This window comes from Pseudomonas sp. NPDC087639, from assembly GCF_044743385.1.
Taxonomy (GTDB): Bacteria; Pseudomonadota; Gammaproteobacteria; order Pseudomonadales; family Pseudomonadaceae; genus Aquipseudomonas.
In genome coordinates, this window is record NZ_JBIUWI010000007.1 from 94169 (window position 1) to 116150 (window position 21982).

The 21982-nt window shown below is 59.4% G+C and carries 17 protein-coding genes and 3 tRNA genes; 14 read left to right on the forward strand and 6 right to left on the reverse strand.

The features are described 5' to 3' along the window. The first annotated feature begins 104 nt into the window (after window positions 1-104). Window positions 105-1631: a nucleobase:cation symporter-2 family protein gene (locus ACIOVB_RS05635; protein ID WP_401265654.1), complete on the forward strand. Its 1527-nt coding sequence runs from the start codon at window positions 105-107 to the stop codon at window positions 1629-1631. A gap of 123 nt (window positions 1632-1754) precedes the next feature. Here the strand turns inward: ACIOVB_RS05635 and ACIOVB_RS05640 are convergent. Continuing rightward, window positions 1755-1830, reverse strand: a tRNA-Asn gene (locus ACIOVB_RS05640). A gap of 228 nt (window positions 1831-2058) precedes the next feature. Between ACIOVB_RS05640 and ACIOVB_RS05645 the strand changes: the two genes are divergently transcribed. After that, window positions 2059-2289 (forward strand): hypothetical protein, encoded by a 231-nt coding sequence (locus ACIOVB_RS05645; protein ID WP_007943502.1) that lies wholly within the window; start codon window positions 2059-2061, stop codon window positions 2287-2289. Here the strand turns inward: ACIOVB_RS05645 and ACIOVB_RS05650 are convergent. Both ACIOVB_RS05650 and ACIOVB_RS05655 read right to left on the reverse strand, forming a co-directional pair. Then, window positions 2286-2486 carry a hypothetical protein gene (locus ACIOVB_RS05650; protein ID WP_053118898.1) on the reverse strand — a complete coding sequence of 67 codons (201 nt, stop codon included), beginning with the start codon at window positions 2484-2486 and terminating at the stop codon, window positions 2286-2288. The genes ACIOVB_RS05645 and ACIOVB_RS05650 overlap by 4 nt on opposite strands. A 134-nt stretch (window positions 2487-2620) precedes the next feature. Then, window positions 2621-3817, reverse strand: a complete 1197-nt coding sequence (locus tag ACIOVB_RS05655) for an amino acid aminotransferase (protein ID WP_401265656.1) — start codon at window positions 3815-3817, stop codon at window positions 2621-2623. 337 nt (window positions 3818-4154) lie between these two features. Between ACIOVB_RS05655 and uvrB the strand changes: the two genes are divergently transcribed. The 11 genes from uvrB (at window position 4155) to ACIOVB_RS05710 (ending at window position 15484) form a co-directional block, all read left to right on the forward strand. Then, a complete protein-coding gene (gene uvrB, locus ACIOVB_RS05660; protein WP_401265658.1) occupies window positions 4155-6170 on the forward strand; it encodes an excinuclease ABC subunit UvrB in 2016 nt (671 codons plus the stop codon). Between the two features lie 151 nt (window positions 6171-6321). Continuing rightward, entirely contained in the window at window positions 6322-7803 is a 1482-nt protein-coding gene (gene gltX / locus ACIOVB_RS05665) for a glutamate--tRNA ligase (protein ID WP_187676921.1), read from the forward strand. A 203-nt stretch (window positions 7804-8006) separates the two neighbouring features. Continuing rightward, window positions 8007-8082 (forward strand) — tRNA-Ala (locus ACIOVB_RS05670). A gap of 81 nt (window positions 8083-8163) precedes the next feature. Then, window positions 8164-8239 (forward strand) — tRNA-Glu (locus ACIOVB_RS05675). A 181-nt stretch (window positions 8240-8420) separates the two neighbouring features. Next, window positions 8421-8960, forward strand: coding sequence for a TetR/AcrR family transcriptional regulator (locus ACIOVB_RS05680; protein WP_187676922.1), 540 nt, complete (start codon window positions 8421-8423; stop codon window positions 8958-8960). A gap of 30 nt (window positions 8961-8990) precedes the next feature. Then, window positions 8991-9824, forward strand: coding sequence for an alpha/beta fold hydrolase (locus ACIOVB_RS05685; RefSeq protein WP_187676923.1), 834 nt, complete (start codon window positions 8991-8993; stop codon window positions 9822-9824). A gap of 47 nt (window positions 9825-9871) precedes the next feature. Next, entirely contained in the window at window positions 9872-10315 is a 444-nt protein-coding gene (locus ACIOVB_RS05690; protein WP_401265661.1) for an acyl-CoA thioesterase, read from the forward strand. Window positions 10316-10396: 81 nt separating this feature from the next. Beyond that, window positions 10397-11356: a tRNA-dihydrouridine synthase gene (locus tag ACIOVB_RS05695; protein WP_116031011.1), complete on the forward strand. Its 960-nt coding sequence runs from the start codon at window positions 10397-10399 to the stop codon at window positions 11354-11356. Between the two features lie 121 nt (window positions 11357-11477). Further along, a complete protein-coding gene (locus ACIOVB_RS05700; RefSeq protein ID WP_187676925.1) occupies window positions 11478-11924 on the forward strand; it encodes an Hsp20 family protein in 447 nt (148 codons plus the stop codon). Window positions 11925-12113: 189 nt separating this feature from the next. Then, a complete protein-coding gene (locus tag ACIOVB_RS05705) occupies window positions 12114-12809 on the forward strand; it encodes a DUF1266 domain-containing protein (RefSeq protein WP_187676926.1) in 696 nt (231 codons plus the stop codon). Next, complete coding sequence (locus tag ACIOVB_RS05710) at window positions 12806-15484, forward strand: DUF805 domain-containing protein (protein ID WP_401265664.1); 2679 nt, start codon at window positions 12806-12808, stop codon at window positions 15482-15484. The genes ACIOVB_RS05705 and ACIOVB_RS05710 overlap by 4 nt, the downstream gene beginning before the upstream one ends. Here ACIOVB_RS05710 and ACIOVB_RS05715 read toward each other — a convergent pair. The 3 genes from ACIOVB_RS05715 to ACIOVB_RS05725 form a co-directional block, all read right to left on the reverse strand. After that, window positions 15481-17172 carry an Hsp70 family protein gene (locus tag ACIOVB_RS05715; RefSeq protein ID WP_401265666.1) on the reverse strand — a complete coding sequence of 564 codons (1692 nt, stop codon included), beginning with the start codon at window positions 17170-17172 and terminating at the stop codon, window positions 15481-15483. The genes ACIOVB_RS05710 and ACIOVB_RS05715 overlap by 4 nt on opposite strands. 86 nt (window positions 17173-17258) lie before the next feature. Next, window positions 17259-20537: a PAS domain S-box protein gene (locus ACIOVB_RS05720; protein ID WP_401265668.1), complete on the reverse strand. Its 3279-nt coding sequence runs from the start codon at window positions 20535-20537 to the stop codon at window positions 17259-17261. A gap of 68 nt (window positions 20538-20605) precedes the next feature. Continuing rightward, window positions 20606-21496 carry a LysR family transcriptional regulator gene (locus ACIOVB_RS05725; protein ID WP_187676930.1) on the reverse strand — a complete coding sequence of 297 codons (891 nt, stop codon included), beginning with the start codon at window positions 21494-21496 and terminating at the stop codon, window positions 20606-20608. A gap of 125 nt (window positions 21497-21621) precedes the next feature. On the opposite strand from ACIOVB_RS05725, the gene ACIOVB_RS05730 reads away from it, so the two are divergent. Then, on the forward strand, window positions 21622-21982 hold a 361-nt coding region (locus ACIOVB_RS05730; RefSeq protein ID WP_401265671.1), incomplete at its 3' end, for an aconitase family protein.

The window sequence follows — 21982 nt, forward strand, 5'->3', positions numbered from 1 at the left end:
ACCTATCCATTATGTGACTGACAAGTTGTATACAACTCTATGGACATTTGTCACAAGTATTGAATACAGTGTGCGCATAACAAAAACCAGGGAACCCCCCAACCATGAAAACGCCCCATGTTTCACACCAACGGCCCGAGGACGAAAATCTCGGGGTCGGCGCGAATATGGCTTACGGCCTGCAACATGTTCTGACCATGTATGGCGGTATCGTCGCGGTACCACTGATCATCGGTCAGGCGGCCGGGCTGTCGCCGGCGGACATTGGTTTGTTGATTGCTGCTTCATTGTTTGCGGGGGGGCTGGCGACGTTGCTGCAAACCCTGGGTCTGCCGTTTTTTGGCTGTCAGTTGCCGCTGGTGCAGGGCGTGTCGTTCTCCGGCGTTGCGACCATGGTGGCGATCGTCAGCAGTGGCGGGGAGGGCGGCTTCCAGTCGGTGCTTGGCGCGGTGATAGCGGCCTCGCTGATCGGGCTGTTGATTACCCCGGTGTTTTCGCGAATTACCAAGTTCTTCCCACCGTTGGTGACCGGCATCGTCATCACGACCATCGGTTTGACGCTGATGCCGGTGGCCGCGCGTTGGGCCATGGGCGGTAACAGCCATGCGCCGGACTTCGGCAGCATGCAGAACATCGGTCTGGCGGCGGTTACGCTGGTATTGGTGTTGCTGCTGAGCAAGGTCGGCAGCTCGACCATCTCGCGTCTGTCGATCCTGTTGGCCATGGTGATCGGTACCGTGCTGGCGGTGTTCCTCGGCATGGCGGATTTTTCCAGCGTCACCACTGGCCCGATGTTCGGCTTCCCGACGCCGTTTCACTTCGGCATGCCGACGTTCCACTTCGCCGCGATCCTGTCGATGTGCATCGTGGTCATGGTGACGCTGGTGGAAACCTCGGCGGACATTTTGGCCGTCGGTGAAATCATCGGCACCAAGGTTGACTCAAAACGGCTGGGCAATGGTCTGCGTGCGGACATGCTGTCGAGTATGTTTGCGCCGATCTTTGGCTCGTTCACCCAAAGCGCTTTCGCCCAGAACGTCGGGCTGGTGGCGGTAACCGGGATCAAGAGCCGTTTTGTGGTGGCCACTGGTGGTCTGTTTCTGGTAATTCTCGGCCTGCTGCCGTTCATGGGCCGGGTGATCGCGGCGGTGCCGACTTCGGTACTCGGCGGTGCCGGTATCGTGCTGTTCGGCACGGTGGCAGCGAGCGGTATTCGTACTCTGTCGAAGGTTGATTACCGCAACAACGTCAACCTGATCATCGTCGCCACTTCGATCGGTTTCGGCATGATCCCGATTGCTGCACCGAATTTCTACGATCACTTCCCAAGCTGGTTCGCGACCATTTTCCATTCGGGCATCAGTTCGTCGGCGATCATGGCGATCCTGCTCAACCTGGCGTTCAACCACTTCACCACCGGTAACTCGGACCAGCAGTCGGTGTTTGCGGCAGCGGAAGAGCGAACCCTGCGTTTTCGCGATCTGGCGGCGCTGCGTGAAGGCGATTACTTCAGCGACGGCAAACTGCATGATTGCGATGGCAAAGAAGTGCCGGTGATTGAACCTGATGCGGAGCATGATCATGGGCACGGTGCGCCGAAGGTGCAGACTAAAAGCAGCGAGCATGTCTGAGCGCTGTGTCTGAATAGAAAAGGGCCGATCAGTCGCGAGACTGATCGGCCCTTTTTATTGCGCCGGTTTTTCGACCGTCCACAAAAAAGCCCCTGAATCTTTCAATTCAGGGGCTTTGCTATTTGGCTCCACAACCTGGACTCGAACCAGGGACCCAATGATTAACAGTCATTTGCTCTACCAACTGAGCTATTGCGGAATTGGTGCGTATGTTACTGATTCAAAAAGAGAAGTCAAGCATCGGTTGTGAAAATAGGCGATTCGACGAGACGGACGGTGGTTTGTCAGCGATTGACGGTTACCAGAACCGCGCCGGAGGTCTACCATGGCCGCCCGGAAGTGGTAACACGCGCTGCCGGTCATTCGCCGAAAAGGTACGCGCCATGAATCGCCCAGCTATCAAATCTCGCAACAGCGGGGTGCTCGCATGAGCATCGCTCAGATCAGCCTGCCCAAAGGGGTTGGCCCGCACGCCGAAAAGCTCTTCGATGCAATCACTCAAGCCAGCACCGCTGAAGAGTTGAACCGCGCCGGCGGCAAAGCCGAAGGTTTTGTCCTGGGCCTGGAAAGCACCAAGGCGATCAAAAGCCAGATCGCCGAATCGCTCTACGTCGCCTATGACGATGCCGCCAGCCAGCGCGCGACTGAACTGGCTTAACTGCCGAAGGTAATCGTGCCGAGCATCAGTTTGGCGTAAGCCGCGGTGGCTGCAAGTTGCACCAGCCACAGCACCAGACCGCCGAGGAAGACCCCGGCCGCGACTTGCAGTACCAGGCTTTTTTCGCGTTTGGCCGAGGCGCGGGGGATGAAGTCATCCAGGTCGTCACGGTCGGCACGCAGGTTGTCGTTTTTCATTTGGGTTCTCTTCAAAAATCTCGGGTGTACACAAATCTGTAGGAGTGTGTGCAGTCTAGAGGGTGTGGACACGTTTCCGGGACAAATAAAAAACGGGAAGCCCAAGGCTTCCCGTTTTTCATCACGCTGCGAAATCAGATGACTTGAACAATCGCATCCGTCACAGCCTTGATGTTGTTCTGGTTCAGCGCCGCCACGCAGATGCGGCCGGTGTCCAGGGCGTAGATGCCGAACTCGTTGCGCAGGCGGTGAACCTGTTCAGTGGTCAGGCCGGAGTAGGAGAACATGCCGCGCTGACGGCCGACGAAGCTGAAGTCACGCTGTGGCGCTTTCTCTGCCAGCATCGTCACCATTTGCTCGCGCATGCCGCGAATGCGCAGACGCATTTCCGCCAGCTCCGCTTCCCACTGAGCGCGCAGTTCCGGGCTGTTCAGCACGGCAGCGACGATGCTTGCACCGTGGGTCGGCGGGTTGGAGTAGTTGGTGCGGATCACGCGTTTGACTTGCGACAGCACGCGCGCGCTTTCTTCTTTCGATTCGCTGATGATCGACAAAGCACCAACGCGCTCGCCGTACAGCGAGAACGACTTGGAGAACGAGCTCGACACGAAGAAAGTCAGGCCGGACTCAGCGAACAGGCGCACAGCAGCGGCGTCTTCGTCGATGCCGTCACCGAAACCCTGGTAAGCCATGTCGAGGAACGGCACGTGCCCTTTGGCCTTGACCACTTGCAGTACGTTGTTCCAGTCCGCCGGGCTCAGGTCGACACCAGTCGGGTTGTGGCAGCACGCGTGCAGGACAACGATCGAGCCGTTCGGCAGGGCGTTGAGGTCTTCGAGCAGGCCGGCACGGTTCACATCGTGGGTGGCGGCGTCGTAGTAACGGTAGTTCTGCACCGCAAAGCCGGCGGTTTCGAACAGCGCGCGGTGGTTTTCCCAGCTCGGGTCGCTGATCGCCACGACAGCGTTCGGCAGCAGTTGCTTGAGGAAATCGGCACCGATTTTCAGTGCGCCAGTCCCGCCGACGGCCTGAGTGGTGATGACGCGACCGGCGCTGATCAGCGGCGAGTCGTTGCCGAACAACAGCTTTTGCACGGCCTGGTCGTAGGCAGCGATGCCATCGATCGGCAGGTAACCGCGCGAAGCGTGTTGAGCAGCGCGAACGGTTTCGGCTTCGATCACGGCGCGCAGAAGTGGAATTCGCCCCTCTTCGTTGCAGTAAACACCTACACCCAGGTTGACCTTGGTGGTCCGGGTATCGGCGTTGAATGCTTCGTTGAGGCCCAGGATTGGATCGCGGGGTGCCATTTCGACAGCGGAGAACAGGCTCATTATTACGGCGGCTCTGAATGGAGTGTGGAGGGACGTGTCGCGCTCCAGCCGGATGCACTAGAGCGGTGCACAAACGGGGAGCTAGTATAGAGGCCATCACTGAGCAATGGCGACAGGCGAATCGGCTTTTAGGGCAAGTTTTTCCGATTATTTCTCGACCGTTAGTCGATTGGTCGTGTCAGAGTCTTTACCGGATGTAGGACGTTTACCTTGAAAGCTGAGGCAATCGACACCACATTGAGCACAATCCAGGTTCTTTCTTGCGCGACATCGGTCGTTTGCGGTGTTTCTCGTGGTGATCCGCTTTGCTTGGATCTCCGCGACCCCAGAGGTGTTTATGTCCGAATTCCAGCTAGTCACCCGCTTCGAGCCCGCCGGCGATCAGCCGGAAGCCATTCGCCAATTGGTGGAGGGCATCGAAGCCGGGCTGGCGCACCAGACGCTGCTCGGTGTGACCGGCTCGGGCAAGACCTTCAGCATCGCCAATGTCATCGCGCAAATTCAGCGCCCGACTCTGGTACTGGCGCCGAACAAGACTCTGGCCGCGCAGCTGTACGGCGAGTTCAAGGCGTTTTTCCCGAACAACTCGGTCGAGTATTTTGTTTCCTACTACGACTACTACCAGCCCGAAGCGTATGTGCCATCGTCCGACACCTTCATCGAGAAGGATGCGTCGATCAACGACCACATTGAACAGATGCGCCTTTCCGCGACCAAAGCGCTGCTGGAGCGCAAGGACGCGATCATCGTTACCACGGTGTCGTGCATCTACGGTCTCGGTAGCCCGGAAACCTATTTGAAGATGGTGCTGCACGTCGATCGCGGCGACAAACTCGATCAGCGTGCGCTGCTGCGGCGTCTGGCCGATCTGCAATACACCCGCAATGATATGGACTTTGCCCGCGCGACCTTTCGCGTACGCGGTGATGTAATCGACATCTACCCGGCGGAATCGGATCTGGAAGCCATCCGCATCGAACTGTTCGATGACGAGGTCGAGAGTATTTCCGCGTTCGATCCGCTGACCGGCGAAGTCATCCGCAAGATGCCGCGCTTCACTTTTTACCCGAAAAGCCACTACGTCACGCCGCGCGAAACCCTGCTGGGTGCCATCGAGGGGATCAAGGTCGAGTTGCAGGAACGTCTCGAATACTTGCGCAGCAACAACAAACTGGTGGAAGCCCAGCGTCTGGAGCAGCGCACCCGCTTCGATCTGGAGATGATTCTCGAGCTGGGCTACTGCAACGGCATCGAAAACTACTCGCGTTACCTCTCGGGTCGCGACTCCGGTCAGGCGCCGCCGACCTTGTTCGACTATCTTCCGGCCGATGCCTTGCTGGTGATCGACGAATCCCACGTCAGCGTGCCGCAGGTCGGCGCGATGTATAAAGGTGACCGCTCGCGTAAAGAAACCTTGGTGGAATACGGTTTTCGTCTGCCATCGGCGCTGGACAACCGGCCTATGCGTTTCGACGAATTTGAAGGCATCAGCCCGCAAACGATTTTTGTCTCGGCCACGCCGGGCAATTACGAGGCGGAACACGCCGGTCGCGTTGTCGAGCAACTGGTGCGTCCGACCGGTCTGGTGGACCCGCAAATCGAAATCCGTCCGGCGTTGACTCAGGTGGATGATCTGCTCTCGGAAATCACCAAGCGTGTGGCGCTGGAAGAACGCGTGTTGGTCACCACGCTGACCAAGCGCATGTCGGAGGATTTGACCGATTACCTCGCCGACCACGGCGTGCGTGTGCGTTATCTGCACTCGGATATCGACACCGTCGAGCGGGTTGAAATCATCCGTGACCTGCGCCTCGGCACCTTCGATGTGCTGGTCGGGATCAACCTGCTGCGCGAAGGTCTGGACATGCCTGAAGTGTCGTTGGTGGCGATTCTCGATGCCGACAAGGAAGGCTTCTTGCGCTCCGAGCGCTCGCTGATCCAGACCATCGGCCGTGCCGCGCGTAACCTCAATGGCCGGGCGATTCTGTACGCCGACCGCATCACCGGTTCAATGGAGCGGGCGATTGGCGAAACCGAGCGCCGCCGTGACAAGCAGATCGCCTTCAACCTCGAAAACGGCATCACCCCGAAAGGTGTGTTCAAGGACGTCGCCGACATCATGGAAGGCGCCACCGTGCCCGGCTCGCGCAGCAAGAAGCGCAAGGGCATGGCCAAGGCTGCCGAGGAAAACGCCAAGTACGAAGCCGAATTGCGCTCGCCGAGCGAGATCACCAAGCGTATTCGGGCGCTGGAAGAGAAGATGTATCAGCTTGCTCGGGACCTGGAGTTTGAAGCGGCGGCGCAGATGCGCGATGAAATTGCCAAGCTGCGCGAGCGTCTTCTGGCTGTGTGATTGTGCGGTGAATTGTCCGGCCTCATCGCGGCCAGCGGACCTGACAGACACAAACCTGGCTTAAATGCCCTGCCCGCTGGAGCGGGGCGGGTGTCGCCTGTTACCATTCGCCGCTTGATTGTTTTGCTTTTCATTCTTTTCGAGACATGCCATGACCACCGTCCGCACTCGCATCGCGCCATCGCCTACCGGGGACCCCCACGTAGGTACCGCTTACATCGCATTGTTCAACTACTGCTTTGCCAAGCAGCATGGCGGTGAGTTCATCCTGCGGATCGAAGACACCGACCAGTTGCGTTCGACCCGCGAGTCCGAACAGCAGATCTTCGACGCCCTGCGCTGGCTGGGTATCGACTGGAGCGAAGGCCCGGATGTCGGCGGCCCGCACGGTCCATACCGCCAAAGTGAGCGCGGCGAGATCTATCAGAAGTATTGCCAGCAACTGGTCGACATGGGCCATGCTTTCCCGTGCTTCTGCACCGCTGAAGAGCTGGACCAGATGCGCGCCGAGCAAATGGCTCGCGGCGAAACCCCACGCTACGACGGCCGCGCGCTGCTGCTGTCCAAGGAAGAAGTGGCAGCACGCCTGGCCGCTGGCGAACCTCATGTGATCCGCATGAAAGTGCCGAGCGAAGGCGTCTGCGTCGTGCCGGACATGCTGCGTGGCGACGTCGAGATCCCGTGGGATCGCATGGACATGCAAGTGTTGATGAAGACCGACGGCCTGCCGACGTACTTCCTCGCCAACGTTGTCGACGATCACCTGATGGGCATCACTCACGTACTGCGCGGCGAAGAATGGCTGCCGTCGGCGCCGAAACTGATCCTGCTCTACGAATACTTCGGCTGGGAACAGCCGGAGCTGTGCTACATGCCGCTGCTGCGTAACCCGGACAAGAGCAAGCTGTCCAAGCGCAAGAACCCGACATCGGTAACGTTCTACGAGCGCATGGGCTTTATGCCGGAAGCGATGCTCAACTACCTGGGGCGCATGGGCTGGTCGATGCCGGACGAGCGCGAGAAGTTCTCGCTGCAGGAAATGGTCGACAACTTCGACCTCAAGCGTGTGTCCCTCGGCGGACCGATCTTCGACATCGAGAAGCTGTCGTGGCTCAACGGCCAGTGGTTGCGCGATCTGCCGGTGGAAGAGTTCGCCGCCCGCGTGCAGAAGTGGGCATTCAACTCCGAATACATGATGAAGATCGCGCCGCACGTTCAGGGCCGCGTCGAAACCTTCAGCCAGGTTGCACCGTTGGGCGGGTTCTTCTTCGCCGGTGGCGTCAACCCGGATGCCAAGTTGTTCGAATCGAAAAAGCTCTCGGGTGACCAGGTTCGCCAGTTGATGCAACTGATCCTTTGGAAGCTCGAAAGCCTGCGTCAGTGGGAAAAGGACAACATCACCGCGACGATTCAAGCGGTGGTCGAATCCCTGGAGCTGAAACTGCGTGATGCGATGCCGCTGATGTTTGCGGCGATCACCGGGCAGGCCAGTTCGGTGTCGGTACTCGATGCGATGGAAATCCTCGGGCCGGACCTGACACGTTACCGTCTGCGCCAGGCGATTGACCTGCTGGGCGGCGTGTCGAAGAAAGAAAACAAAGAGTGGGAAAAGCTGCTGGGCGCTATCGCTTAAGAGCGTCTGACTCTGCAGGAACCGCCGAAGGCCGGGATCGTTTGATTTCGGCCTTCGGCGTTTTTCCCCCGGACTTTCGGGGGGAGGGCGGTAAGTGATTGTTATGCCGACAAAAAACTTTGAAATATTTTAAAAATAAGTTTGACAGCCCTCCGATACGCCCTTAAGATTCGCCCCGTCCTCAGCGATGACATCAACGATGAGGGGCTTTAGCTCAGCTGGGAGAGCGCCTGCATGGCATGCAGGAGGTCAGCGGTTCGATCCCGCTAAGCTCCACCAATTTTACAAGTTCAAGGTCTGGCCACACCGGCCTTGAATCGATCAGCTCTCAGCACTGATCAGTTGTATAGAAGGGTTTGTGTCCCCTTCGTCTAGTGGCCTAGGACACCGCCCTTTCACGGCGGTAACAGGGGTTCGAGTCCCCTAGGGGACGCCACGATTACCCGCTCTGCGGGATTTATAAGGGTCATTCAATTATTGAATGGCCCTTTTGTTTGTCTGGCGTTTGGCCAATTCTCCTTTTTCCTTACACTGTGCTTCAGACCAGCGGTCATATCCTCGACTTGCAGAATATTATTATGCGAATAATATTCTAGTCGTAATATTCGGAGGCAACGATGAACGATAAAAAAGCTCAAACCCGCGAACGCATCCTCAAGGCTGCCAGCGCCGCACTGATCCAGCGCGGCCCGGCAGACCCAAGCGTGGGCGAAGTGATGGGCGCGGCCGGCCTGACCGTCGGCGGTTTTTATGCGCACTTCGAAAGCAAGGACGCAATGATGCTCGAAGCGTTCAAGCAATTGCTCGGCCGCCGTCGCGACCTGATTGCCGACATGGACGCCGAACTGACCGGCGAAGAGCGCCGCGCACTGGTCGCAGCTTTTTACCTGTCGCGCAAACATCGCGATTCCAGCGAGTCAGCATGCCCAATTCCGGCCTCTATCGGCGAACTGGGGCGTTTGCCGGAGTCGTTCCGCATCGCGCTCAACGAACATCTGGAATTGATGCTTGCGCAGTTGGCGTCCAGCCCTGAGGACACCGACAAAGCCTTGGCCGACGTGGCCTTGATGGTGGGAGGTCTGGCACTCGCAAGAGCGCTCGGCCCTGGCGATTTATCTGATCGATTGCTGCGCGCGGCCAAGTCGGCGGTGCGTTGACCTGAAGGCAACACGCCTGAGGAGAGAGCGATGAACACGTTGAAGTGGGTTCGTGGCGTTAATGGCACCTTGGGCTGGATTGCACCGAAACGGGTAGCGAGCAAAATGCGCCTGGCGTTCATGACGCCGCGTGCGCTACCACTGCGGGATTGGGAGTTACCGTTGCTGGCCAATTCCGAACGGATCACGTTGCGCTTTGGTCTGTCAGCCCTGCGCTGGGGGCAAGGTCCGACCGTTTTACTGATGCACGGCTGGGAAGGGCGGCCAACCCAATTCGCCGCGCTGATCACCGCGCTGGTCGAGGCCGGTTACACGGTCGTCGCACTCGATGGCCCGGCTCACGGCAGATCGCCGGGGCGCGAGGCCAACGTCGTATTGTTTGCCCGAGCGATGCTCGAAGCCGCCGCCGAGCTGCCGCCATTGCAAGCCGTGATCGGTCACTCCATGGGCGGCGCCAGTGCGATGCTGGCCGTGCAACTGGGCTTGCGCACCGAAACTCTCGTCAGCATTGCTGCTCCCGCGCGAATTCTCGGCGTGCTGCGCGGTTTCGCACGCTATGTCGGGATGCCACCCAGAGCACGTTCCGCGTTCATTCGTCAGGTCGAGCAGGATGTGGGCATGCGTGCCGCCACGCTGGACGTCGCCCACTACCAACTGGATATGCCCGGCCTGATCGTGCATGCCGAGGACGACAACTTCGTCTCGGTCAAAGAATCGCAACTGATCCACGAAGCCTGGTTCGACAGCCGGCTACTGCGCCTGGAAGCCGGCGGCCATCAGCGTGTGTTGGCCGACCCTCGGGTGATTGATGGCGTGTTATCACTGTTGGCCGGTCGCAGCCTTCAGGCCCGGCAATCGGCGTAAGCATCCGTTACACTGCCCCGGTTGAATAATCTGACCGGGAGTGGGGCATGGGCTGGGATCGGGCAACGCCGTTTACCATTGATCTGCAAGTGGGCGCCGAGGACATCGACGGACTGGGTCACGCGAACAACGCGGTTTACGTCACCTGGCTCGAACGCTGCGCCTGGCGCCACTCGCAGCGACTGGGGCTGGATCTGGTCGAGTACCGGCGCCTGGATCGGGCGATGGCGGTGGTGCGTCACGAGATTGATTATCTGGCGGCGGCCTATGAAGGCGACGAGTTGCAGTTGGCAACGTGGATTGTCGATTGGGATCAACGCCTGAAAATGACCCGGCATTTCCAGCTGATTCGCCCGAGCGACAACGCCACGCTGCTGCGCGCTCAAACCACGTTCGTGTGCATCGAGCTGTCCACCGGCAAGCCCAAGCGCATGCCGGCCGAGTTTGTCGAAGGCTACGGGCCGGCGATCCAGATCCCGGAACAAGCCTAAATCCCTCCCTGTAGGAGAAATGGGTTTAGCCTGCAAAAACCAGTAAACTGCCGCACGTTTTTCCTTTAAGTAGTGTTTCCCATGCAAATTGCTCTGGCGCCCATGGAGGGGTTGGTCGACGACATCCTTCGCGACGTGCTGACCCGCGTTGGCGGCATCGACTGGTGCGTGACCGAATTCATTCGGGTCAACGATCAGTTGCTCACTCCGGCCTATTTCCACAAGTTCGGCCCGGAGCTGCTCAACGGTGCCCGCACGGCGTCCGGCGTGCCGCTGCGTGTTCAGCTGTTGGGTTCCGACCCGGTGTGCCTGGCGGAAAACGCTGCGCTGGCCTGTGAACTCGGTTCCGAAGTGATCGACCTCAACTTCGGTTGCCCGGCCAAAACCGTCAACAAGTCCCGTGGCGGTGCGGTGCTGCTCAAAGAGCCGGAACTGCTCAACCAGATCGTCGAGCACGTACGTCGCGCCGTGCCGGCACACATTCCCGTAACCGCCAAGATGCGCCTGGGCTTCGACAGCCCGGACGGCTCGCTGGTCTGCGCCACCGCGTTGGCTGAGGGTGGGGCGGAACACATCGTGGTTCATGCCCGGACCAAAATGGACGGCTACAAACCGCCGGCGCACTGGGAGTGGATTCCGCGCGTGCAGGACGTGGTCAAAGTGCCGGTGTTCGCCAACGGTGATATCTGGAGTGTCGAAGACTGGCGTCGTTGCCGCGAAATCAGCGGCGTGGAAGACATCATGCTCGGTCGCGGCCTGGTGTCGCGCCCGGATCTGGCCAAACAGATCGCCGCTGCACGGGCCGGCGAAGAAGTGGTCGAGATGACCTGGGCCGAGCTGATGCCGCTGATCCAGGACTTCTGGTTGCAGGCCAAGGCGCAGATGACTGCACGTCAATCCCCGGGTCGTTTGAAGCAATGGCTGGCCATGCTGACGCGCAATTATCCTGAAGCCACCGAGCTGTTTACCGTCCTGCGCCGTGAGACCGAACCGGATCATGTCTCGCGTTTGCTCGGTCTGCCGGTCGCCGAAGCGGCCTGAAAAAAATCTGCAAATAATCTCTTGAAATCAAATCAGCGGTCCCTATCTAAGGGGTACGCGATGCCGAATTCGGGTCGCGGAATCAAAAAACCTTGCTGATTGTTTTCAGGAGATTTGAACCATGAGTACTGCATTTTCCCTCGCGCCACTGTTCCGTTCCTCGGTGGGTTTCGACCGTTTCAACGACCTGTTCGAAACCGCTCTGCGCAACGAGCCAGGCAGCACCTATCCTCCCTACAACGTTGAAAAACACGGCGACGACCAATACCGCATCGTCGTAGCGGCAGCCGGCTTCCAGGAAGAAGACCTGGAGCTGCAAGTCGAGAAGGGTGTGCTGACCATCAGTGGCGGCAAACGTGATGCCAACGAAGGCGTGACCTTCCTGCATCAGGGTATTGCCCAGCGTGCCTTCAAGTTGTCCTTCCGCCTGGCCGATCACATCGAGATCAAGGCTGCCGGCTTGAGCAACGGTTTGTTGAGCATCGACCTGTTGCGGGTGATCCCGGAAGAAGCGAAAGCCAAACGCATCCCGATCAACGGGGAGCAAAAACCGGCTCTGCAGCACTGAGTCATAAGCAGCAACACACTCGTCTGAACAGGCGATGAGTCGCTGAACGAAGGCCCCGATACGTCGGGGCCTTTTTTGTGCGCGCAGTAAACGCGCTCACAATATTTGCCGCTCCTGCCACGGCTCTTTACAATCCGCGTCAACAAGGCCGGCACTCCCTCATTCCCGCTGGCTCCGGAGCCTTTCTTCATGGACGAAATGGAACAGCGCTGGCTCTATGCGCTTTCTGCGCCTTTGGTCGCCCTCAATCCCGATGCGGACTACGCCGCACCCACATACTGCTTTGACCTCAAGCATGTCGACGTCGAAGGCGGCTGGGGCATTACAACGCGCCCGCAATTGCTCGACATGCTGAGCACGGCCGACGATGGGCACGCGACCTATTTGAATGAAGCCTATCGACAGTGGGAGCGTTGCCTGCCGTCCGAATGGCAAGCCTTGCTCGGCTCGCTGGATACCCGTCAACGCGCCTTTTATGAGTTGGCCAGTCGCACGTTCGGCGAGTGTGGCTCGGGTGGTATTCGCGCCTGGGACATTGGCCGAATGGGCTTTCTGTTGCGCTCGGCGGTACTGCATGGCTGGATCGATCTCACCGAAAGTCTCTGGCTGCACGGTCGCATGGCGGCGCGTGCGCGGTACTACTACGACAGTTGGACGAGTTACCTGAATGGCTTCGTCCTCGGCAAAGCCTTCTGGCATTGCCTGGGGAATAAAGATGAGGAACTTGCCCATGAATACGATCGGCAAGGCGACTACATCGGCACTACGGTGGTCATCAGAAAGCTTGATCGCGATGCCCGCGAATTCTTTGCCCAATTGCCCTGGGATATGCCCCTGCATCTGCCTGAGCGGCCGGACTCACTAGGGGAGTTCGACTGGTCATGAGCTGCTGGATTCGCTTGGGTATCGAGCCCACCAAAGACAATGACGCCATTCGCGGTGCCTATCGTGCGCGTTTGCCGCAACACCACCCGGAAACCGATCCGGAAGGTTTTCAGGCCCTGCGCGAGGCCTATGAACTGGCACTGCGATTCGCCCGCGAGGAAGTATCTGAAGCGCACGTGCCGACCGACGATGAGGTGAGTCCTGCTGACCAGATGTTGGCGGACTTCGAAGCGCTACTGCTCGATTCGACGCGTCGATTCACTCCGACGGCCTGGCAGGCATTCAACCTTGAGCTTGATCGACTGCCGCTAGAGGTGCTGGACGAAGTCTGCTGGCCGCTGTTGCGCGCGTTGCTCGACGCCGGACCGATTTCCCACGTCTGTGCGCGTTTGCTCGCGCAGCGCATGGGCTGGGCGAGTCGGATGCTCGATCTGGCTTTCGACAACGCCCGCACTGTAGATGAGTTTTTGAAGGCTATCGACGCGCCGGATCCGTTCGACACCTCGTTGATGAGCCATTGGCCAGCCACCGCGCAACTGGAGACCCTCTGGTACGTGCGCACGTTGAATCATCTTCACCGTAACGCATCGCTGGACGATTTCCGCTACTTCGCCAGCCTGCATACCTGCATTGCGCTGCCTGGGGATGACGCGCTGTTACAACGTCTGGCAATACAGTTCAGTCAGGCCGGCATTGCCAGTAAAGACTTTCTCGACATCATCAGCGAGCAGCATCGGCTCGCGCCGCAGGATGTTGACTGGCTTTATCTGCTGGCATGTCAGCGCAGTGCGCTGGGCATGGAAGAGTTGGCGCTTCAGGCCTGGGTGCAACTCTGGCGAGAGCATCAACACCCAAAAGCCGCCACCTGGTTGCTGGATCTGTGCGCGCGCCATCAACCACAGCGCTTGCCATTGCTGATCCAGGCGTTCGATCGTCTGGAAAACTTCCGCGGCTGGTCCGCTGACCTCAGTGATGTCACCCAGGAATACGGCAGTCCATCGCAGCGCCCGGAAACGTTGGGGCGCTGGTTCCGCGCACGGCAGCTCGACTTGCAGGGCATCGCCGATGCCTTTGTTGAATGGCGCGTCAGCGGTGATGAATTACCCCTGCTGGCGTGGTTGATCATTGAAAGCGACGACCCGTCACTCCAAACCCTGTACCAACATGCCTGGGCCTTGCATCGTGGTGATGTGACCTTGTTGCAACGAATCATGGATGCGCCAGAGACTCCGGAGATTCTTGACCAGTTGGTGCTAGAGGGCTTCAAGTATCAAGCCGATCAGCAGATCTGCTGGCTGTCCCAGGCACCCATTCCGCGTGCGCTGCATGCGTTTCTGGCCAGCGATGCAGCGGCGCAACTGCCGCCGGAACTGCAAAATGGCGAGCCGCTAGAGCTCAGTCTGCTGTGGATGCGCCGCTTGCGAGCTTATGACGCGCGTTCGCTGGCGCGGCTGGACGAAGCATTCAGTCTGAACAAGCGCGATGTCGTGCTCGACGGCCTGAAACTGCAAGCACAGTTGGCGGAACAGGGCATGTTGCTCCCGACCATCAATACCCATGGTGATGTATGGGAATGGCATCGTCAGGCGTTGTATTTGCTGGCGACTCTCGATGAGCCGGCACGTTGGCTAGGTGCTCAATCGGCGCACTGCGTTGATTCGATGAACGTTGCGCGTGAGCATCCATTGGCGCGTTTGCAGCCTCTGCTGTGCCGATTGAATCGCGAGCAGGGCAGCGCCAGTGGTCTGCTGGGCTGGCTGCAAGCGAAGGATCCAGTGCATGCCTTGCTCGCGCGTAAATTGTTCAGCGTCCAGGAAGCGCTCGACAGCACACGGCTGTTGAGCAATGACCGCTTGTACGAGTGCATGCGCAGCGATATCAGCCGTTTCAATGAGGATTTGCTCGGTCGCATGTTGTTGGGTGGGGTGCTTTATCACGATCCGCTGCTGAATGCGCAGCAGCGCAAATACCTGCTTGAGAGCATCACCGAAGTCGTCAATCCTCAGGACTGGTTCGACGGATTCCGCCACAGTCTGATCAAAGGTGAACCCATACGCCCGCCGCGTGAGGTGCTGGAGGATGACGGCGTTGATTACACCGACTCGTTTTACCTGGCGCTGGATGTGCTCAAGGATCTGGCGCGTTACGGTAGCGCCGGGGTGCCGCGACAGAAAATTCTGATGCGCATGCAGCAGGCCAAGGACAACACGCACAATGGCCTCGGCTTACGCTTTGCCTTCAGTGCATTGCTGTCGTGGTCAGAGCGTTTGCTGTTGGCCAAGGCTGACACTCGGCCGACGCCTGCAACCGCGTTCTGGCGCCTTGGCACACGACTGGGGCGCGAGGCATTTATCGGTCAGGTGATCGGCATCGTGCTGCTTACGCCATTGCTGGCCTTGTTCAGTGGCTCGATGTTTTCCGCTTTCGTGGTGTTGGCAGCGGCGCTGGTGCTGATGCTCAGCGCCATTCTGAGGCGCCTGCATGATATGGGCCGAGGTGTTGCCAGCTTTCTGATTCTGGCCGGCCTGACCCCGGTCTTGCCATTTCTGCCGCTGGTGCTGTTCGGCTTTCCCGGCGAGAAGTTGCCCAACCGCTACGGTGTACCACCGGACAGTGATCGTGAGGACACGTTATCCGGTGGTTTGCAGGCCGCGTTGCGGCGACTCAACGGTTAGAGACGCAGCTCATCCAGCACTTTGTTGAGTTGTGAGCGATGGCTGGCGATTTCTTCTGATCGCTGGCCACTCAGCACCGTGGTGAAACTGTCCAGCCATTCAGCGATGCGCTGACGCTCCTCGCCAAGGCTTTGCATCCAGGCACGTTCCAGTCGCGCCAGCAGGGTTCGGTTGGGCAGAGCATCGCGAGGATGAATTTTCAGGCTGGACAAGCGTTCCTGGCTGGCCTGACGCGATTGCTCATCGAGCCCGGTCGGGCTGCGGTCGATGCTATGGCTGTGGCGCTCGCCGGTTTCCAGCAACGTGACGTCGACTTCGAGCAAGCCATTGATGTCGTAACTGAAGCGCACGTCCAGCGCCTGGATGTGATCGCTGGGTGTCAGCGTGACATCGAAGGCATCGATGAAGATGTTGTCGCGCACCCACGGCCGTTCACCCTGATAGACCGCAATGCGGATGACTTCCTGCCTGGGCGAAGTGGTGTGGAAGCGCTCCACCCGTGACGTCGGAATGATGGTGTTGCGTTCGATAATGGGTGAGAACGCGCCTTTGACGTCATCGCCGCGCATGGTCGAAATCCCCAGCGTGTACGGACAGACATCGGTCAGGATCAACTCTTCAACCGCTCCATCCCGTGCCTTGCACGCCGCTTGCGTGGCCGCGCGGAGCGCGACAATTGTGTCCGGATCAAGATGCCGATAGGGCAGGCGCCCGAACAGCGTGGCGACCATCTGCTGCACTGCCGGCATACGCGTGGCCCCCCCCACCAGCACCAGACTGTCGAGGTCACGCGGTTTGAGCCGGGCATCGCGCAGGGCTTGTTCGATCGGTGCGCGCAGGCGGCCGAGCAGTGGCTCCCAAATCTTCACGGCACCCGCTTCGTCCAGCGACCATTCGAATGTCTTGTCGGCATGCCGCCAGCTCAATGTCTGGGTACCTTCGCCGAGTTTGCATTTGAGCTGCTCCAGCGTATCGCCAAGGCTGGCCATGCCTTGCGCATCAATCATTGACGGGGTCAGTTGCCAGTCTTTCAGGCAGGCCTGCAACAGCGCAGCGGTGAAGTCTTCGCCACCGAGAAAGTTGTCACCGGTCGACGCATGCACCTCGATCAGTGGCAGCGCATATTCCAGCACCGTGACATCGAAGGTGCCGCCGCCCAGATCGAAAATCAGCGTGCGTTCGAATTTCTGCTCATGCAGCCCATAGGCCATGGCAGCGGCAGTCGGCTCGTTGATCAGGCGCGTGACGGACAGGCCGGCCAACTCCGCAGCAAACAGCGTGCGTTTGCGTTGTTCGTCGCTGAAATAAGCCGGCACGGAAATCACCGCCTCAGAGATCGAATGACCGAGAAAGGCTTCGGCGTCCTGCTTGAGTGAGCCAAGCACCAGTGCCGACAACTCCTCCGGTCTGAACTGGCGACTGCCGAGTTCTATTTGTTTGTCGCTGCCCATGAACCGCTTGAACGCAGCGGCGGTGCGCTCCGGGTGCGTGGTCAGTCGGGCGCGGGCGGCTTTGCCGACCAGAATCGTGTCGTCTTCATCGAGACTGACCACCGATGGGGTCAGCACGTCGCCGAGGGCGTTGGGAATCAATCGGGCCTGGCCGTCCTGCCAGACGGCGATCAGACTGTTGGTGGTGCCAAGGTCAATGCCCAGCAGGGCCGGGCGGGGGAGGGTTGCATCCTGCATGATCGATCTCGAAACGGCGCAAAAAACGCGACCCTACAGGTTGCCGTCAGCACTGGCAATTGCCGGTCTGTTGCAACCTGCGCGCATCAGGGCAGCAGCTTTTTCAGACCCTCCAGGGGCAATGGCCGGCTGTGCAGATAGCCCTGATACAAGTGGCAGCCCAGACCTTGCAGGAATGCCAGTTGCTCAGGGGTTTCCACGCCTTCGGCAATCACTTCGAGTTCCAAGCTGAGGGCCATGGCAACGATGGCGCGGATGATCTCCGCGTCGTTCGGATCGGTGGTTGCGTCGCGAATGAACGACTGGTCGATTTTCAGCGTGTCCACCGGCAAACGCTTGAGGTAAGTCAGCGACGAATAGCCGGTGCCGAAATCGTCCATGGCGAAGCTCACGCCGAGTTTTTTCAGACGACGCATTTTACTGATGGTGTCTTCCAGGTTCTGAATGACGATGCCTTCGGTGATTTCCAGTTTCAGCAGCGAGCAAGGCAGGCCGTGGCTGGTCATGCTGTGTTCGATGCGCTCGACGAAGTCATTCTGACGGAACTGTCGTGGGCTGATGTTCACGCACAGGCTGAAATTCAGCGGATCGACCAGCTTCAGGGCGATTAGTTGTTTGAAGGCTTCGCAGGCTTCGTCGAGGATCCACGTGCCGACCTCCAGAATCAGGCCGCTGTCTTCCAGTACCTTGATGAACTCGGTCGGCGACTGCGCACCGAGTTCCGGATGATTCCAGCGCACCAAAGCTTCGGCGCCAATGATGCGGTTGTCGCGCGCGTCGATCTGCGGCTGAAAATGCACATTGAATTCGCCGCGAGACAGCGCCAGGCGCAAGTCGGTCTCCATGCGCAGCCGTTCGCTGGCCGCCTTCTGCATGGTGTTGTGATACATCGTCGTGGTGTTGCGCCCGGAATCCTTGGCCCGGTACAGGGCGATGTCGGCGCGTTTGAGCAGATCAGTCGGGGTCGAGCCGTGGTCTGGAATCAGCGCCACGCCGATGCTCGGCGTCACTTGCAGGCGCTGGCCATCGAGGAACATCGGTTCCGAGAGCAGTTCGCGAATGGTGTCGGCCAGATTGCGCACCTGCGCGCTGACTTCGTTGCGCGAGCCTTCCAGGCCGCTGAGCAACACCACGAATTCATCGCCACCCAGGCGCGCCACGGTATCTTCCATGCGTACGCTGGCCTCGAGCCGTGCGGTGATGATCTTCAGCACGGTGTCGCCGACCGGGTGGCCGAGGGAGTCGTTGATGTGCTTGAAGTGATCCAGATCGAGAAACAGCAGCGCACCGCGCAGGTTGTGGCGTTTGAGCAGGGCGATCTGCTGGCTCAGACGATCCATCAGCAGGGCACGGTTGGGCAGGTTGGTCAGCGGGTCGTGGTAAGCCAGATGACGGATCTGTGCTTCGGCGTTTTTCAGCAGGCTGACGTCCCGGGCAGTCAGCAGCAGGCACGCCGTTTCGTTCAGGGTGATCGGCTCGACCGAGACCTCAACCGTGAGCATTTCCCCGCGTTTGTTGCGCCCGAGCATTTCCTGATGATGCACGCGGCCCTTGATCTGCAACTCGGCCAACAATGCCGAACGTTGTTTCTCCTCGGCCCAGATGCCCACCTGATATACGGTTTTACCGACCACTTCATCGGCGCGATAGCCGGTGAGGCGACAGAAACCATCGTTGACCTCCAGATAGCGCCCGGTGTCGCGCTCGGTGATGGTGATCGCGTCGGGGCTGGAGTGAAAGGCCTTGGCGAATTTCTCTTCGCTGGCCTTGAGTGCGGCTTCCGAGCGTTGCTGTTGGGTGATATCCCGCAGCGTGGTGACGATGCACGGTTGGTTGCCGACGCTGATCTGCCGGCTGGAAATCACGCAAGTCAGCGACTGTCCGTCCTTGTGCTGGACGATGATCGCGACATTGCTCAGGCCCTGTTCACGGATGACCCGTTCGATGCGTTGCAGGCTTTTTGCAGAGGCGTCCCACAGGCCGATATCTTCGGCGGTGCGACCGATCACGTCAGCAGCGCTCCAGCCGAACGTTTGGGTGAAGCTGGAGTTGATTTCGATGAAATCGCCGCTGTCCTGGCGGGTAACGCAGATCGGGTCGGGGCTGACCTGGAACAGCGTGGCGAATTTTTCTTCCGACGCCACCAGCCGCTGCTCGCGCTCGACCTGATCGGTGATGTCCAGCAGTGTGCCGGCCATGCGCAGTGGCGCGCCGTTGTCGTCGCGATAGAGGCGCGCGCGGCTTTCCAGATAACGTGAGCTGCCATCCGGCAGTTGCACGCGATACGTCAGTTGATAATTTCCTGCCGGGCCTTCGCGCAGGCTGCGATACGCATCGCGCATGCTGTCGCGTTCTTCGCCGGGCACGCCTTCGAAAAACTCGTCGAACGATTCATGAAACGGAATCGGTTCCAGGCCATGCAGTTGCGCAGCACGGGCCGAGCCGTAGAGCATGCCACTGGGAATGTGCCAGTCCCAGGTACCGAGCTGCGCCGAGTCCAGCGCCAGATCGAGGCGTTCCTGGCTGTCTTTGAGGGCGTGTTCGGCAACTTTGCGATCGGTGGTGTCGAGGAAGGTGCTGAGCAGATAGGGCTGGCCTTCGAGTTCGACCTTTTGCGCACTGAGGATGCCGTCGTGGACCTGGCCGTTACTGGCGCGAAATTGCACTTCCATGCTGATCAGGTCGCCCTTGGCCTTGGTTTTCTTGACAAGCTCGGCGCGTTGCTCAGGGTGAACCCACAGGCCCAGTTCCAGGGTGGTGCGGCCAATGGCGCTCTGTACCGGCCAGCCGAAGAGGCTTTCGAAATACTGGTTGGCTTCGCTGATCAAGCCGTCTTCCTGGCGGGTCAGCAGAACCATGTTCGGGCACAGGTGAAACAACGTGGCGAAACGTTTCTCCGAGCTGCTCAGGGCTTGTTCGCGTTGGCGCTGGTGGGTGATTTCGCGAATCACCCCGATCATTCGGGGGCGGCCGTTTTTGTCCGGGAGCAAACTGCCGTTGATCTCCAGCCAGTGCAGGCTGCCGTCGGGCCAGCGGATGCGGTGGTGCATCGCCTGTTCCAGCGGTGCGCCGGCAATCACCGCGTGGAAGGCGCGGACGGTTTTCGCCCGATCTTCCGGCGGCAGCAAATCGAGGTACTCGAGATCTTCCGGCAGCGGCTGGCGCGGATCGAAGCCGAACAATGCCTGGGTGCCCCGTGACCAACTGATTTGCCCACGCTCGATATCCCAATACCAGGCGCCGAGCCGCGCGCCGTTGAGCGCCGCGAGCAATTGCGGCGCGCTCTCCCAGCTCTGCTCGGAGTGTCGCGGGTCAATGGCTTGAATGCGCGGCATCGGCGGAATTCGGTCAACAGATTTCGGCATCGTTAACAGGCCTTGAGCGGGTGGTGGCGTTAGGCACAGAGACAGCAGCTCTATAGGAGTAGCACAAGTTAGCCGTGAGTCCCTGGCAGATCGATTTGTGCATCCAGCAAGGCCATAAACGCCCTTGCCGCATTCGATAGCGTCCGTTCGGTGTGCACGATATAGCCTAGCTGGCGAGTGAGCTGTATGCCCGGCAATGCGATGCTCGCCACCTGATCGTCGAGCATGGTGCGCGGCAGAACGCTCCAGGCCAGGCCGATCGAGACCATCATTTTGATGGTTTCCAGATAGTTGGTGCTCATGGCGATGTTCGGCGTCAGGCCCTGCGCCTCGAATAACCGCTGAACAATATGGTGTGTAAATGTGTTGCCGCCGGGGAAAACCGCCGGATGACCGGCGATGTCCGCGAGGCTGACGGCGCCATTGCTGATCAGCGAATGCTCGGGAGCGACCACGAAATCCAGCGGGTCGTCCCAAACTGGCGTGGCTTTGACCAGTGTGTGGGGCTCCGGGGCGAGGGTGATGACCGCCAGTTCCGCACGGCCATGGAGAATTTCTTCGTAGGCCACTTCCGAATCGAGAAACTGAATATCCAGCGCGACTTGTGGGAAGCGGCGGGTGAACTCCCTTAATAGAGCCGGCAAGCGATGCAGACCGATGTGGTGACTGGTGGCCAGCGTCAGGCGACCGCTGACTTCACCGGTCAGATTAGTCAGTGCGCGACGGGTGTCGTCCAGCACGTTGAGAATCTGATAAGCCCGGGGCAGCAGGGCGCGGCCGGCCTCGGTCAGGCCGACTTCGCGACCCAGTCGATCAAACAGGCGCACCTTCAGTTGCTGCTCCAGCCCGGCGATGCGCTTGCTGATCGCCGGTTGTGTCAGATGCAAGCGTTCGCCGGCGCCGGAGAAGCTGCCGGTCTCGGCGATCGCAATAAAAGCGTTGAGGTTGGCCAGATCCATGTTGGTATTCCAGTTGGTTATCCAAAGCATAAAAAATATGAATTTGAGTTATTTAATCTAACCCCATAGGATCGGCCTCACAAGCCAAAGGGTTATTGATAAGCCCAAGGCATAGAAACAAGCTGATGAGGAACCGTCTGACGGCCGGCAAAACGCTCTACGACCCGCTCTGGGATGCGCATTTGGTCAAACAGCGCGACGATGGCTCGGCGCTGATCTACATCGACCGTCATATCATTCACGAAGTGACTTCGCCGCAAGCCTTTGAAGGCCTGCGTCTGGCCGGGCGCAAGCCTTGGCGCATCGATGCCAACATCGCGACCCCGGATCACAACGTACCGACCACGCCAGAGCGCAAGGGCGGCATCGCCGCGATTGCCGACCAGGTCTCGCGTTTGCAGGTTCAGACCCTCGACGACAACTGCGATGAATATGGCATCGTCGAATTCAAGATGAACGACGTGCGCCAAGGCATCGTCCACGTGA

What these genes read in the sequence shown, in the direction of transcription:
- ACIOVB_RS05635 (WP_401265654.1), top strand. Translation starts at nt 105, where the DNA reads ATGAAAACGCCCCATGTTTCACACCAACGGCCCGAGGACGAAAATCTC.
- ACIOVB_RS05645 (WP_007943502.1), top strand. Translation starts at nt 2,059, where the DNA reads ATGAGCATCGCTCAGATCAGCCTGCCCAAAGGGGTTGGCCCGCACGCC.
- ACIOVB_RS05650 (WP_053118898.1), bottom strand. Translation starts at nt 2,486, where the DNA reads ATGAAAAACGACAACCTGCGTGCCGACCGTGACGACCTGGATGACTTC.
- ACIOVB_RS05655 (WP_401265656.1), bottom strand. Translation starts at nt 3,817, where the DNA reads ATGAGCCTGTTCTCCGCTGTCGAAATGGCACCCCGCGATCCAATCCTG.
- uvrB (WP_401265658.1), top strand. Translation starts at nt 4,155, where the DNA reads ATGTCCGAATTCCAGCTAGTCACCCGCTTCGAGCCCGCCGGCGATCAG.
- gltX (WP_187676921.1), top strand. Translation starts at nt 6,322, where the DNA reads ATGACCACCGTCCGCACTCGCATCGCGCCATCGCCTACCGGGGACCCC.
- ACIOVB_RS05680 (WP_187676922.1), top strand. Translation starts at nt 8,421, where the DNA reads ATGAACGATAAAAAAGCTCAAACCCGCGAACGCATCCTCAAGGCTGCC.
- ACIOVB_RS05685 (WP_187676923.1), top strand. Translation starts at nt 8,991, where the DNA reads ATGAACACGTTGAAGTGGGTTCGTGGCGTTAATGGCACCTTGGGCTGG.
- ACIOVB_RS05690 (WP_401265661.1), top strand. Translation starts at nt 9,872, where the DNA reads ATGGGCTGGGATCGGGCAACGCCGTTTACCATTGATCTGCAAGTGGGC.
- ACIOVB_RS05695 (WP_116031011.1), top strand. Translation starts at nt 10,397, where the DNA reads ATGCAAATTGCTCTGGCGCCCATGGAGGGGTTGGTCGACGACATCCTT.
- ACIOVB_RS05700 (WP_187676925.1), top strand. Translation starts at nt 11,478, where the DNA reads ATGAGTACTGCATTTTCCCTCGCGCCACTGTTCCGTTCCTCGGTGGGT.
- ACIOVB_RS05705 (WP_187676926.1), top strand. Translation starts at nt 12,114, where the DNA reads ATGGACGAAATGGAACAGCGCTGGCTCTATGCGCTTTCTGCGCCTTTG.
- ACIOVB_RS05710 (WP_401265664.1), top strand. Translation starts at nt 12,806, where the DNA reads ATGAGCTGCTGGATTCGCTTGGGTATCGAGCCCACCAAAGACAATGAC.
- ACIOVB_RS05715 (WP_401265666.1), bottom strand. Translation starts at nt 17,172, where the DNA reads ATGCAGGATGCAACCCTCCCCCGCCCGGCCCTGCTGGGCATTGACCTT.
- ACIOVB_RS05720 (WP_401265668.1), bottom strand. Translation starts at nt 20,537, where the DNA reads ATGCCGAAATCTGTTGACCGAATTCCGCCGATGCCGCGCATTCAAGCC.
- ACIOVB_RS05725 (WP_187676930.1), bottom strand. Translation starts at nt 21,496, where the DNA reads ATGGATCTGGCCAACCTCAACGCTTTTATTGCGATCGCCGAGACCGGC.